This is a genomic window from Lysinibacillus halotolerans (genome assembly GCF_003711845.1).
Classification (GTDB): Bacteria; Bacillota; Bacilli; order Bacillales_A; family Planococcaceae; genus Ureibacillus; species Ureibacillus halotolerans.
Genome location: NZ_RHLQ01000016.1, coordinates 21,531 through 35,181 on the forward strand (window position 1 = coordinate 21,531; position 13,651 = coordinate 35,181).

Sequence of the window (13,651 nt, forward strand, 5' to 3'; positions counted from 1 at the left end):
TACATATCATCTCCTTCCTTTCTCTTAATTTTGATTGGTAGGCAGAAGCGGTTAATATTTATAAGGTGGTTATGTATAATAGAATAAGTGAATTGAAAATCGAGGTGCGAAAACATGGGTCAGGTTAGAACATACGAAGAAGTTATCTATGGATGGTTTGAGCATTTTCATGAAAATCCAGAAGTTAGTTGGAAAGAAGTAGAGACGACTAAAAAAATTGCATCGATTTTAGATGAAATGGGAGTCAATTATAAATTATTTTCTGATTTAACGGGTCTTGTTGCTGAAATCGGTCAAGGAAAAGAAGTGATTGCAATAAGGGCAGATATTGATGCATTATGGCAAGAAGTAGATGGAGAAATGCGTGCGAACCATTCTTGTGGACATGATGCGAATATTTCTATCGTTTTAGGTGCACTCCTTCAGTTAAAGGATCAACCTTTAAATAAACGAATTCGATTTATTTTTCAACCGGCCGAAGAAACAGGCGGTGGAGCAATTGAAATGGTCAAACGTGGAGTTGTAGATGATGTATCGCACTTGTTCGGAGTTCATTTACGTCCAATAGAAGAATTACCTCTTGGGAAAATTACCCCTGCTATTCACCATGGGGCAGCGTTATTTTTGAATGGTTCCATTCATGGGATAGATGCCCATGGTGCCAGACCGCACCAAGGAAAAAATGCAATAGATGTTATTTTTGCAATCCAACAGATGTTAAAGAATATTTATATTAATCCTTTTGAAGTATATAGTGCGAAGCTGACAAAAATCGTCGCGGATGGAGGAAGCACAAACATTATTCCTGGAAATGCGACTTTCTCGATGGATGTACGTGCCCAAAAGAATGCAGTTTTGGACGAAATTCAACAACGAATCGAGGGAGGGTTTAAGTCGATAGGTGACATGTTTGGAGTGAAGATTTGTTGGGATTGGGTTGATAAAACGCCGGGAGCAGAAGTTTCTGCGGAAGCAATGGAAATGGCGAAAGCTTCCATTATCGAGTCGCTAGGGATGGAATGCTTAGAGCAACCAATTTCCACACCAGGGAGCGATGATTTCCATTACTATACTGTTTTACGTCCCCATTTAAAAGCGACAATGATCGGTATCGGGGCAGATTTAGCACCTGGATTACACCACCCTAAAATGACGTTCAATAAAGAGGCGTTGATTACAGGAGCAAATGTATTAACAACTTTACTAAGCAATGCAGCAAAAAGGATAACGACTAAAGAGAGATAAAAGGAAGTTTAGAATAATGAAAATTAAACAAATTGAAATTTTTGCAGTAAATTTACCTTTAATTAAACCGTTCATTATTAGTTACGCTACTTACCCTCATATTCAATCAATTATCGTAAAATTGACAACCGAATGTGGCCTTGTAGGTTGGGGAGAATGTGTTCCAGATGAACATATTACTGGGGAAACACCTGACTCTACTTATGCTATGTTGAAGTATACGTTGGCACCATCTATCATTGGTCAAAATCCAATGGAATTTGAAAAAATTCATGAAATGATGGATAAAAAGGTACACAAAGCACCTGCTGCTAAAGCAGCTATCGATATTGCTTGTTTTGATGTAGTAGGAAAAAAATTAGGAGTTCCTGTTTATCAATTATTAGGTGGACGTTATCATGAAAAATTCCCAGTAACCCACGTATTAAGTATCGATGATCCAGACAAAATGGCGGATGAAGCCGAAGAAAAGGTGAATGAAGGTTATCGGTCATTTAAAATGAAAGTCGGTGTGGATGTTGCTGGTGATGTAAAGCGAATTAAAGCGGTTCGTGAACGCGTCGGAGAAGAAATCGCCATTCGCGTAGATGTGAACCAAGGCTGGGTGAATAGCGCCAATACCCTTCAAGCTGTACGTCATTTGGAAGGGTTAGGAATTGATTGGTTAGAGCAACCGGTATTACAAGATGATATCGATGCTATGGTGGAAATTAAGGCAAAATCTACAGTACCAATTATGATTGATGAAGGAATTCGTGATATGCACGACATGCGAGAAATTATTGCGAAACGAGCGGCCGATAAAATCAATATTAAGTTAATGAAGTGCGGTGGTATATACCCTGCAATGAAACTTGCTAATATGGCTGAGATGGCAGGGATCGAATGTCAAGTTGGATCAATGGTTGAATCTTCAATTGGCTCAGCAGCAGGTTTCCATGTAGCTTTCTCAAAGAAAATTATAAAAAGTGTGGAATTGACTGGTCCTGTTAAGTTCTCTCAAGATTTAGGAGATTTAAAGAAAAGCTATATCATTCCATTTATTCAATTAAATGAACGTCCTGGTTTAGGTGTAGAGGTGAATGAAGCAATACTTACCCAACTTACCCAACATTCGGACAAAGTAGGTGAGTAGGGTGAATAGAATTTATGAAGGCTTGTTGGACAAGCAACCATTTTTTGTGAAAGTACTCGATAAAAGTCATTTGCCAAAAGTACTTGATTTGCAAGAGGTTGTTTATGATGCCTTGCCTAATAAAGACATTCTACAACCGTTATCTGAAGAAGAATTTTTAGTTATGCTCGAAGGTAGTGGATTAATCATCGGTGCATTTGTTGGGGAGACATTAATCGCATTCCGTGCAGTAGTAGCTCCAAAAATCGATGAAAAACATTTAGGATATGATATTGGATTAGTAGATGAATCAGATTTGAAACGAGTTCTTTATCAAGAAATATCCAACGTCCATCCCGATTATCGAGGGTATGGTTTACAAAAAACATTAGCGAAGGTGATTATGCGACAAATCGATATGAATCAATATGATTATCTAGCGGCAACCGTCATGCCTTATAATATTGCGAGTTTAAAAGATAAATTTGCCCAAGGGTTTTATATAGTTGCTTTAAAATATATTTATGGTGGGAAATTACGTTATGTTTTTGCTTTAGACTTACGTGAAGAACCAATCTATGAAGATGAACCGGTAACGATTTCGATGGGCGATATAGAAACTCAACAAAGGCTTATACAAGAAGGATTTATAGGGGTTGCAATGAAATCGTTAGAAAATGATTGGGTAGTTATTTACAAGAAGAAAAGATAAAAAGTGCAGCAGTAATAATTATTTATAGAAAAAACGCATGAATGTTGAAAAAAAATAACACTCATGCGTTTTTTATTCGTTATTTCATCGGGCAAAACTCACATCGCAATAAGCCAGGAACATCCTTTGAAAAACAGCAACTTTTCCGTAAAGGTTTATTTACTAATTGGGCTGGAATTTTTCCCCCTGTATATTGGTAAAACCACGATTTATTTGAAAAACGTTGCCATACTTTCGTATCTTCTAAAATTTCTAGATCCTCAAAAGCGCGGTCAGCAAGTAATGGATTTTCCAGCAGTTCATAATAATTCCACAACATATATCCAAAAATATTTTCCCATAAAGTTAAAGGGGAGATGGAAGTTGTTTTTCGTAATTGCAAAATGACTTCATGGCATTGATATAATAATTTACCAATGACATATTCCCGTTCATTATCTTCCACATAACGGAAATCGTTAGGTGTGATGAAAGTACCGAGGGTATTGACACCAAATTCATTAATCAGACTATATCGAATATCTTCCCTTTTACCATCCCATATTTCATCATACATCGCTAGCATATGAAATTGGGTAGCAATGAACATTCCAAACCGTCTTCCAAAGTGGGAAATGGCAGCAGCTTCTGTATTTGCTTGCGTGATCCCCATCATTAAATTTCTAAAATCGGTTAAATAAAAATCTCTATGTAAATTTTCTAATGTAAATAATGGGCGTTCAGGGTCCTCTGTAAAAATACTAAAGGAGTTTAAAACACGTATTTGTTCATAGGTAAGGGCAGGCATTTCGTTCACCTTCTTTTTTACATTAACTATAACATTTTCGTCTTTTTTGATGAAGTTTTAACACATAGTAAGGGGGATCATGAACCAATTTTAAATGATGGAACAGAGAAGTTCTTTTTCCCGTCTATTAGAAAAAAGGGATAATGGGAGATTTTTTCAAATATAGGTAACGGAATCGGTATGGAAATGCCAATTTTAAGTATTTGAATGGCTATATTAAAGGGAATCGTTATAACAATATTAAAAAATTGGTAAAAATGTTGACATTTTAAATGAAAATGATTATCATTATCGTATAAACAAAAACTTATTACTTAAATGTAGTAAGCTTTTCTCCAGTATACTAATCTAACGTTCTCCCCCCTAATTGAACGTTGGGACACTTTATAAGGCCGGCTTCAACTTTGAAGCTCGGCCTCTTTTTCTTTTAGCACCGATTTTTTTGCAACGAGCATGGTGTGATAACTATGTAATAACATGCCCAAAATAATAACTACGATTCCTATTAATGCAATTGGGGTTGGTAAAGGAATACCTAATAAAAGCATTTCTCCCATAATGGCAAATAGAACTTCGGTTGATTGGGTTGCTTCAACGGCAGCTAATTTTCCTTGATCCTCACGGGAACGATCCGTTGCAATAAAGAACAAAGTCGTAGCAATAACTCCTGAACTAATTCCTACTATAAAAGATTGAAAAACTTGATTTCCAGAAGGGAGCCCGACTGTCATTAGGGCATAGATTGCAAGACAAATCCAAATCGGTAAAGAGGCGATAGTCATACCAAGAACTCGTTGATACGTATCGAGTCGTCCTCCACATACTTCCATCATTTTTCGATTTCCTAACGGATAGGCAAAGGCAGCGATTAAAACCGGTAAAATACCGAGTATAAACGTTTTAAATGATAAAGTTTGTGCTTGTGGTATTTGAATTAGGAATATCCCTATTAATATTACAAAAGAAATAATTAATGATAGAATGGGTATTCTTTGACGAACATTTACTCCATCTATAACTGTAACAAATAGGGGAGCTAATAAAACACCAGCCACAATAGTAAATTGCCATGTTCCAGAGACGAGCCAACCAGGTCCAAAGGAAGCTGCATAGGTAAGGGGGGCGTAGAATAATCCAAACCCTACAAAACTCCAAAGTAACCATTTAGTTGGTTGGGACTTTATTTCAAACGTAAGTGGTTTCCATCCTTTTCGTGAAAATACGATAATTAATAGAAAAGGAAGCATGAAGAAGTAACGTAATGAAGAACTCCAAAGCCAGCTGCCACCTTCCAATTCCATTGAATGATTTAAGACAAATGTGACAGCGAAGAATAATGCGGCTAATATACCTAAAGCAATCTCTTTCAATTAAACAACCTACTTCCTATTCAAGATTTAACGAAGTATGTAAACTGAATTTTCCAACTATTATATCGATAAAAATACGAAGTAAGAAAACAAATCTTACTTCGTAAAATGTATTATTTTGCTTGTTCCTCGTACAATCGGATAATTTCTAAAATCACTCTTGTTGCTTTTTCCATTGTTTCAGCAGATACAAATTCAAATTTACCATGCATGTTCTCCCCACCTGCAAAGATGTTTGGAGTTGGGAGACCCATAAAGGATAGTTGAGAACCATCTGTACCTCCACGAACAGGTTCAATGATTGGTTCGATATTTAAATTTTCCATTGCTTTGTAGGCGATGTCAACGATTTCTTTAACGGGCTCGATTTTTTCACGCATGTTATAGTATTGATCTTCAATTTCAACAGTAATCGCATCTTCGCCGTACTTGTTTTTCACCATTTGTTCAACTTCTAGGAAATGGGCCTTTTTCGCTTCGAATTTTTCACGGTCGTGATCACGAATAATATATGAAAGTTTTGCTTCTTCAATATGACCGTTGAAGTTCATTAAATGAATAAAACCTTCATAGCCTTCTGTTTTTTCAGGAACGCTTTCCTTTGGCATAGAATTTTGGAATTGAATGGCTAAAGTAATCGCATTTACCATTTTATTTTTTGCTGAACCCGGATGGACACTAGTACCACGAGTTGTTACTTTAACGCCAGCAGCATTAAAACTTTCATATTGCAGTTCACCTAGTGGACCGCCATCCATTGTATAAGCATAATCCGCTCCAAAAGCTTTTACATCAAATTTATGAGGTCCACGGCCGATTTCTTCATCAGGCGTAAACGCAACACGAATCTTGCCATGCTTAATCTCTGGATGTTGTACTAAATATTCCATGGCAGTCATTATTTCAACAATACCGGCTTTGTCATCGGCTCCTAACAGAGTCGTACCGTCCGTCGTAATTAGTGTTTGACCGACATAGTTTTTTAAATTTGGGAAGTAACTAGGAGACATTGTAAGTTCATCATTTAGTCGAATATCTCCACCATCATAATTATCGATACGTTGAGGATTTACGTTTGTTCCAGAAAAGTCGGGAGACGTATCAACGTGTGCTAGGAAACCGATTGTTGGAAGGTCTTTGTCCGTATTAGCTGGTAAAGTGGCAAATAAATATCCATTTTCGTCTAATGTGATCTCTGTTAGCCCGATTTCTTCTAGTTCATCTTTTAATAGATTTAATAAATCAAATTGTTTTTCAGTAGAAGGTGTTGTAGAGCTTTCTGGATCTGATTGTGTATCAATTTTAGCGTAGCGAATTAATCGTTCAATGACTGTTTCTTTCATGGATAATCCCCCTCATTGTTTAGTGCTTCTATTGTATCACGTTGCTTCGAATTGCGGAATAATTTGGAATACTCAAAGCCATTAATAATTGTGCACTATAATAAGTTAGCATAATAAGCTGATGGGAAAATTCTACGTTTATAACAAACTTGTTAATAGCTAATATAGAATCGGAAATAATAAATAATATCGCCCCGGCTACAGCATATTTAGAGCCTGCTCTAAAGGAGGTCCACCCCATCGTTAATATGACAAACATATAAATCGTAACTGCACATGCTAAAATAAGCTCATTTTTCTGAATTAAAGTTCCGCCAATCCAAATTAACATAATAACTCCATATACGATAAGGATAACCTTTACCCATAAAGGAGTAGCCTGTTCTTTCGTTGATAGGAAAGCTCGAATATAAAAAATATGACCGATTAGGAAACTAATAAGCCCAATGATAAACCATTGCAATGTATAATCCCCGATGGCACAAAATATAAGAGCAATAATCATTAATGTTTTATAAGGGATAATATGCTCAACTTTAAATAGAAAAGCTAACAAAATGACTAAAACCATCGGTATTAATTTAAATACCATTACATACGGATCGCTAATGGTGTCTAATAAAAAGACGTAATAAAACCCGAAAACAATAAATAAACCAATTATCCATTTGTGTAATACGATAATGAACACTCCTTTTTTAATTATTTATGAAACTATTTAAGGGGCTATTCCGTAAAAGAGATATAAGAAAGGGTGATTCTATTGACACAGACTCTCATTTTGGCGCTAATAGCTGCTGTGATTGCAACGATTCTCATTGTCCCACTTTCCAAAAAGATTTATAAAGGGCAATTAACGACTCAGCAATTAGTTAAAACGTTAATCAGTGTTCTAATAGCAAGTTTTATTATTTGTTTAGCAATACTATATATAACAAAAATTGATCTACACTGGACTATCTTTGTCTATATATTACCAGTTTTAGCATTAATAGGTGCTGTTTTATCTACTGGAGTTGAACAAACCTTTAAAGGAATTGTTTTTTTAGCTAGTTTAATTTTATTAGGGTATTTATTATCTGCTCCTCTTTGGAATGCAAATGAAAAATATGAATCTGCAAAAATGGATGAACAGGTTGAAATTGAACCGTTCGATGAAACACAAACACCTGCTAGCGTACCGCCACGATTTGCGGAAAATAAAATGAAAAAAGCCTTTGGGCAAGTACCAAATACTAGTTACTATCAGTTAGGAAATTTACAAATTCAAAAAGTAAACGATGAATATGTTTATATTGCGCCTGTTGAATTCTCTGGGTTCTTCAAATGGTTTAACGGTAAAACGACACCTGGTTATTTCACGATGAGCGCTACAGATTCGACGGATAATCCGAAGTTTGTAGAAGCAGAAATGGCTTATGTACCGTCTGCCTTTTTAAATCATAATTTAGAACGTCATATGCGTCTTGAAAATCCAACTTTAATTTTCTATGGAGAACCTCAGTTGGAAGTAGATGATGATGGGAAACCATATTACATTCGCTCTTACGGTGAGTTCGTTACGGCCCGCAACGGATTTGATGTTAAGGGGATTGTTATGGTTGACGCAGAGACAGGAGATTCAGAAGTATTAACTTTAGATGAAGTACCTGAATTTATTGACGGAGCGGTATCTCCTGAATCGGTTAGTCTTCAAAATAGTTATTTTGGTAAATACGTTCATGGTTTCTGGAATAGCGTATTCGGTAAAAAAGACGTGAAGATACCTTCTGACGAAGGAACAGAAGCTAATGTAAGCCCAGTTTTCAATGAAAAGGGTGAAATGTATTATTTCACTGATTTTACAAGCCCTAAAGAAGGGGTAGATTCGATGTTAGGATATTCATTAACGAATGCCCGTACAGGTGAATCGACTTACTTTACAGGAAGTCTGGAAGAATCATATATGGATTCCCAAGGAGCTCTAGATATCATTGAAAAGAAATTTATCGAAAAAGAATGGCAAGGTGAAATGCCAATTTTATATAACTTCTATGGTGAAGCAAGCTGGTTAGCTCCAGTTTTAGACTCGAATGGATTTTTACAAAACTACTTTATCGTATCAGCAGCAAACCCTGAAATTTCAGCTTATGGTACGACACCAAATGATGCTTTAAAGCAGTATAAAACTGCCCTTAGTCGTGGTGGAGGTACCGTTGATGGAACATCCAATTCTGAAGAGGCTACCATTACAGGGCAAGTTGAACGGGTGTATAAAGAACGGGTAGGTGATTATACGGTCGTTTCATTCTTATTAAATACTGGTCAAAACTTTACGGTTAGCACGCAAAATGTTCCTTTAGTTATTTATTTACAAGAAGGGGATCAAGTTGCGATTACTTATTACGCAACGGGTGAATTATTCCTTCCTGTAAAAGAGATGGTAATAGAAGGAATAGCGGCACCTTAATACAAAAACCTGACAGATGATATTATCCCCTTTAAGTAGACAATGTTAAAAAAACTACAGTACGCTGTAGATAACATTTTACTTAAAGGGGATTTTTCTATGTCGAGAAAAAATAATACGTATTCAAATGAACTGAAATTGGAAATCGTACAGGCCTATCTAAACGGGGAAGAGAGTATGCAAAAAATTGCGGACAGATACGAGATTCGCAATGTTTCGCAGGTAAAGGCTTGGGTGAAGAAATTTAAAGAAGTAGAATCGATTGAAGCATTTAACCGTCTTCCATCTACAGGTTCAGGGGCAAAGGGTGTGAAGAATCCGTTAAAAGGCAAACGTGTCCATTTTAAAAATGTAGAAGAAGAACGTGACTATTACAAAGCGCAGGTTGAATATTTAAAAAAGCAGTATCCAAATCTGTAAATGGAGGAATGCCCACTTATCCAGATCGCTATCAAATTATTGAAGAAATGAAAAGCAGTTATCCGATGACGTGGCTAACTGAAATGGCGAAAGTACAACGTTCAGGGTATTATAAATGGTTGAAAAACGGCAAGGTATCGTTACGTAAATAGGATGATGCGTTATTAAAGGAGCACATTTTAACGATTCATCAAACACATAGAATGTACGGCTATCCTCGTATGAAAATGGCTTTACGCGATAAAGGTTTCAAGGTAAATCATAAAAAAGTGTATCGAGTGAATTAGGTATCCAATCGATTATTCGTAAAAAACGTCGTGTGTGGGGAAATCGTATTTCACGTGTATTCGATAATGTGTTAGACCGTAAATTTAAAGAACGTACAGAAAATGAGGTACTCGTTACGGATATTACATATTTACCCACTAAAAGTGGCTTTCTATACCTATCAGCAGTACAAGATTTATATAACAACGAAATCGTCGCATGGAAAATAGGTGAGCGAAACGATTTAGAATTAGTAATGGACACATTACATGAATTAACGACAAAAAGAAATGTGTATCGTAGCATCATCCACTCGGATCAAGGCTTCCAATACACATCTATTAAGTATCACCAAAAAGTAGAACAGCTCGGGATGATTGGTAGCCATTCACGCAAAGGTAACTGCCATGACAATGCTTGTATGGAAACATTTTTCTCACAATTTAAAAGCGAGTGATTGTATCTATTAAACGACAATTCCGAAGAAGAAATTAGACAAGCTGTTGAACAATATATTTACTTTTATAACTTCCAACGATTCCAAAAAAGACTCAACCACCTGGCACCGATAGAATATCGACACCAGATGGCTGCTTAGTCTTTTTAAAGTTGTCTACTTGACAGGGGTAAGTCCACAAATTTCTTTAGATCTGTCAGGTTTTTAATTTGGTTAATAAAAAGGTTTATTTATTTCCAATTGAAACCTTTTGAAGCTAAAAATTCTTTAATGAACGGTCTTCTTTGTTCAACTAAGAAATCAGCCATTTGTTTTGTCCAATTAGACATTTTTTGATTCGAACTACGGCTTGCATAATAGTTTTCCATCGTTGCATCGTATTCATCTAGTAACGTATCGTATTTTTCCGCGTTATAATCATTTTCATGTAAAATCGCTTCAACTGGAAGACGTGGTTTTGTTTCGTTACGTTTTGTCGGAGTTCCGATCGTCATAGCAAACAATGGGAAAACATAGTCCGGTAAATTGAATAGTTCACTAATTTCTTTTGGATTGTTTCGAGCGCCACCAATATAACAAATGCCATAACCAGCATCTTCAGCAGCAATAACGAAATTTTGGGCAAAAATGCCAACATCCGCCACACCGACTATTACATTTTCCGCACTATCTGCCACAATGTCGACTCCATGTTTTTGTCCAGCAACTTGTAGACGTTTAAAATCGACGCAGAATAAAAATGCAGCGCCTGCTGTTTTAAATTGGAACTCATTATTAGACAGCTCACCAAGCTTTTGTTTCTTTTCTTCATCTGTCACCCAAATGACGCTATATGCTTGTACAAAATGTGAGCTCGCAGCCATTTGTGCAGTTTGAATTAAGTCGATTACCGTTTCTTTCGGTATTTGTTCACCTGTATATTTTCGAACAGATGAATGACTACGTAATAAATCCTTTGCTGACATTTCCTTTTCCTCCCCTTTTAAATATGTATTTCCTCTTAAAACATATAGCCCTAAAGAGAAAATACTCTTTAGGGCTATATTAGTATATTTTAACATGATTTACAAAAGGGGAACCTTCACTACTAATGGGAATCTGTTTAGTTTTTCTTAAAGGCGGATGTAATTTTTGGTTCCGACCCGATACGTAATCGCTTTACATTTTCCACATGGAGATACAGAGCAATTAAGAATAGAGTAAGGGCGATTAAAAATGGCCAAATCGTTGGCTCGATTAGTAGCGCAGTTACGCCAAAAAAGATATACAAAACAAATACGCCAATAATTAGGTAATTCGTTAGTAGGGAAGTAACAACAAGGGCAAGAACAGCCATTAAACCGAATTTCCAATCGAGTGCAATGAAAATGCCAATTAGAGATGCTGTTCCTTTTCCGCCTCGAAATTTCATATGAACCGGGAAGTTGTGCCCGAGTATAACGGCAGCTCCGATTAAATAAAGTAAAATTGAAATTTGGCCACTCGAAAAATTGGTAAAATTCGTTAAAATGACTCGAAGTAAAACAACTGCCAATACACCTTTTCCGATATCTATTAAAGCAACAAGAACCCCATACTTCCATCCAAGGGATAACGTTGCGTTTGATGCACCTGCATTACCATGGCCAACTTCTTTTAAGTTAACGCCCGATAAAAGTTTAGCCACATTGGATCCATGTAAACAACCAATGAAATAACCGAATATAAGGACGAGAATGATAGGATATAACAAAAACAAAAGGCTCCTTTCCATAAAGATGTATTTATAGTATACTCTATGATTCTATAAGAAGTTTCGAAAAATTAAAAAAGATTATTGACAAGTAAATCACTATGATTTATAGTGAATTCAACGATGGAACATGAATCAAATACCTTTATCCAGAGAGGCGGAGGGACTAGGCCCTATGATGCCCAGCAACCAGCGTGAATACGCAAAGGTGCTAATTCCTACAGATTTTGATTAGATCTGAAAGATAAGGGGAGGAAAAATTGCAGCTTGCAGCCCTCTTCTTTAGAAGAGGGCTTTTTGTTTTTCCAAAAGGTCCTCCTCATACTAAGATCGCCCATCGATACTATATTAGGAGGAAGAAACATGTCACAACAACGTCCGGAAACCCAATTGCTTCATGGCGGTCAAAAACCAGACCCTGTAACAGGAGCAATTGCAGTACCAATTTACCGAACAACGGCCTATGCTTTTGAAAATACGGAGCATGCACGCCAATTGTTCGCACTAGAACAACCAGGAAACATTTATTCTCGCATCATGAATCCAACTGTAGACGTTTTTGAGCAACGAGTTGCTTTACTAGAAGGGGGAACTGCAGCTGTTGCATTATCATCTGGTGCTGCTGCCATTGCCTTTTCTATTTTAAACATAGCTGGTGCAGGAGATGAAATCGTATCAGCTGGTTCATTATACGGCGGCACGTATAATTTATTCGCAAATACTTTACCGCGTTATGGAATTACAACAACCTTTGTAGATGAAAGGGACCCAGTAAACTTTGAGGCTGCTATTACAGATAAGACAAAGGCAATTTATGCAGAAACAGTTGGGAACCCTAGTTTAAACATTTTAGATATTGAGAGAATAGCGGAAATTGCTCATGCGCATGGTCTTCCGTTAATCATCGATAATACATTCCCATCCCCATACGGATGTAACCCGATTGAGTTTGGCGCGGATGTTGTTGTCCATTCAGCAACGAAATGGATTGGCGGTCATGGAACGACAATCGGAGGCGTTGTTGTTGATGCTGGTAAATTCGATTGGACACAAGGTCGATTCCCAGGATTCACAGAGCCAGATGAGTCTTACCATGGTTTACGTTATGGAATTGACACGGCTACGGCTGCATTTGCCACAAAGCTTCGTGTTCAATTATTACGTGACTTTGGTCCAACATTAAGTGCTGATAGTGCATTTAACTTCCTACAAGGGTTAGAAACGCTTCATTTGCGTTATACAAAGCATGGTGAAAATGCATTAAAAGTTGCGGAATATCTTGAAAGCCACCCATTCGTGGAATACGTAAACTATCCAGGGAAAGAAAATTTCCCATCGCATTCATTAGCGAAAAAATATTTGAAAAACGGCTACGGATCAATGCTTACATTTGGCATTAAAGGTGGACGAGAAGTGGGAAGTAAAGTAATCGATAACGTTCAATTATTTTCCCACGTGGCAAATGTAGGGGATGCAAAATCATTAATTATCCATCCAGCATCAACTACTCATCAACAATTATCACCTGAAGAGTTAAAGGTTGCCGGCGTTTCAGAAGAGCTCATTCGCCTATCAGTCGGCCTAGAAGCTGTTGAAGATATTATTGCAGATTTGGATCAAGCATTATCAAAAGCGGTTGAAGGGGTAACGGAAACAAACGCTGCATTATAAAAGTTGATGATGAAAACGACAATTAGCATTCATTGGTGAAAGTCGTTTTCGCTATTTATGCCATTCATGGGGCTGTTGATTTTT

Annotated in this window: 16 protein-coding genes and 1 riboswitch; of the genes, 10 read left to right on the plus strand and 6 right to left on the minus strand. The window is 36.8% G+C overall.

The features are described 5' to 3' along the window. The first annotated feature begins 114 nt into the window (after positions 1–114). Genes EC501_RS08165 through EC501_RS08175 form a run of 3 tightly spaced genes read left to right on the plus strand, consistent with a single transcriptional unit; the run spans position 115 to position 3,071 of the window. A complete protein-coding gene (locus EC501_RS08165; RefSeq protein ID WP_122971791.1) occupies positions 115–1,245 on the plus strand; it encodes an amidohydrolase in 1,131 nt (376 codons plus the stop codon). A 16-nt stretch (positions 1,246–1,261) separates the two neighbouring features. Then, a complete protein-coding gene (locus EC501_RS08170; protein WP_122971792.1) occupies positions 1,262–2,380 on the plus strand; it encodes a mandelate racemase/muconate lactonizing enzyme family protein in 1,119 nt (372 codons plus the stop codon). Between the two features lies 1 nt (position 2,381). After that, positions 2,382–3,071: an N-acetyltransferase gene (locus EC501_RS08175; RefSeq protein ID WP_122971793.1), complete on the plus strand. Its 690-nt coding sequence runs from the start codon at positions 2,382–2,384 to the stop codon at positions 3,069–3,071. 79 nt (positions 3,072–3,150) lie between these two features. Here EC501_RS08175 and EC501_RS08180 read toward each other — a convergent pair whose 3' ends face one another. The 4 genes from EC501_RS08180 to EC501_RS08195 form a co-directional block, all read right to left on the minus strand. After that, a complete protein-coding gene (locus EC501_RS08180) occupies positions 3,151–3,858 on the minus strand; it encodes a Fe-S oxidoreductase (RefSeq protein WP_122971794.1) in 708 nt (235 codons plus the stop codon). Between the two features lie 398 nt (positions 3,859–4,256). Further along, positions 4,257–5,228 (minus strand): DMT family transporter, encoded by a 972-nt coding sequence (locus EC501_RS08185; RefSeq protein ID WP_122971795.1) that lies wholly within the window; start codon positions 5,226–5,228, stop codon positions 4,257–4,259. A gap of 113 nt (positions 5,229–5,341) precedes the next feature. Further along, the gene (pepT, locus tag EC501_RS08190; protein WP_122971796.1) at positions 5,342–6,571 is read right to left on the minus strand and encodes a peptidase T; all 1,230 of its coding nucleotides are present in this window, start codon (positions 6,569–6,571) and stop codon (positions 5,342–5,344) included. Between the two features lie 28 nt (positions 6,572–6,599). After that, the gene (locus EC501_RS08195) at positions 6,600–7,163 is read right to left on the minus strand and encodes a lysoplasmalogenase (RefSeq protein WP_122971835.1); all 564 of its coding nucleotides are present in this window, start codon (positions 7,161–7,163) and stop codon (positions 6,600–6,602) included. Positions 7,164–7,334: 171 nt separating this feature from the next. On the opposite strand from EC501_RS08195, the gene EC501_RS08200 reads away from it, so the two are divergent. From EC501_RS08200 to EC501_RS18800, 6 genes are all read left to right on the plus strand, one after another. Further along, a complete protein-coding gene (locus EC501_RS08200) occupies positions 7,335–9,020 on the plus strand; it encodes a hypothetical protein (protein WP_122971797.1) in 1,686 nt (561 codons plus the stop codon). A 99-nt stretch (positions 9,021–9,119) separates the two neighbouring features. Continuing rightward, positions 9,120–9,440 carry a helix-turn-helix domain-containing protein gene (locus tag EC501_RS08205; RefSeq protein ID WP_122971798.1) on the plus strand — a complete coding sequence of 107 codons (321 nt, stop codon included), beginning with the start codon at positions 9,120–9,122 and terminating at the stop codon, positions 9,438–9,440. Between the two features lie 8 nt (positions 9,441–9,448). Further along, on the plus strand, positions 9,449–9,592 hold the full coding sequence (locus EC501_RS18375; RefSeq protein WP_158599687.1) for a hypothetical protein: 144 nt from the start codon (positions 9,449–9,451) through the stop codon (positions 9,590–9,592). Positions 9,593–9,643: 51 nt separating this feature from the next. Beyond that, a complete protein-coding gene (locus EC501_RS18795; RefSeq protein ID WP_421930389.1) occupies positions 9,644–9,727 on the plus strand; it encodes an IS3 family transposase in 84 nt (27 codons plus the stop codon). A 32-nt stretch (positions 9,728–9,759) separates the two neighbouring features. Beyond that, positions 9,760–10,164: a DDE-type integrase/transposase/recombinase gene (locus tag EC501_RS08215; RefSeq protein WP_241559304.1), complete on the plus strand. Its 405-nt coding sequence runs from the start codon at positions 9,760–9,762 to the stop codon at positions 10,162–10,164. After that, the gene (locus EC501_RS18800; protein ID WP_122971801.1) at positions 10,165–10,305 is read left to right on the plus strand and encodes an IS3 family transposase; all 141 of its coding nucleotides are present in this window, start codon (positions 10,165–10,167) and stop codon (positions 10,303–10,305) included. It begins immediately after the preceding gene. A gap of 89 nt (positions 10,306–10,394) precedes the next feature. Here EC501_RS18800 and nfsA read toward each other — a convergent pair whose 3' ends face one another. Then, positions 10,395–11,129 (minus strand): oxygen-insensitive NADPH nitroreductase, encoded by a 735-nt coding sequence (nfsA, locus tag EC501_RS08225; protein WP_122971802.1) that lies wholly within the window; start codon positions 11,127–11,129, stop codon positions 10,395–10,397. 137 nt (positions 11,130–11,266) lie between these two features. Beyond that, positions 11,267–11,896, minus strand: a complete 630-nt coding sequence (locus EC501_RS08230) for a glycerol-3-phosphate acyltransferase (protein WP_122971803.1) — start codon at positions 11,894–11,896, stop codon at positions 11,267–11,269. A gap of 142 nt (positions 11,897–12,038) precedes the next feature. After that, a riboswitch (SAM riboswitch) is annotated at positions 12,039–12,147 on the plus strand. A gap of 112 nt (positions 12,148–12,259) precedes the next feature. On the opposite strand from EC501_RS08230, the gene EC501_RS08235 reads away from it, so the two are divergent. Then, positions 12,260–13,567, plus strand: coding sequence for an O-acetylhomoserine aminocarboxypropyltransferase/cysteine synthase family protein (locus EC501_RS08235; protein WP_122971804.1), 1,308 nt, complete (start codon positions 12,260–12,262; stop codon positions 13,565–13,567). Positions 13,568–13,651 lie beyond the last annotated feature (84 nt).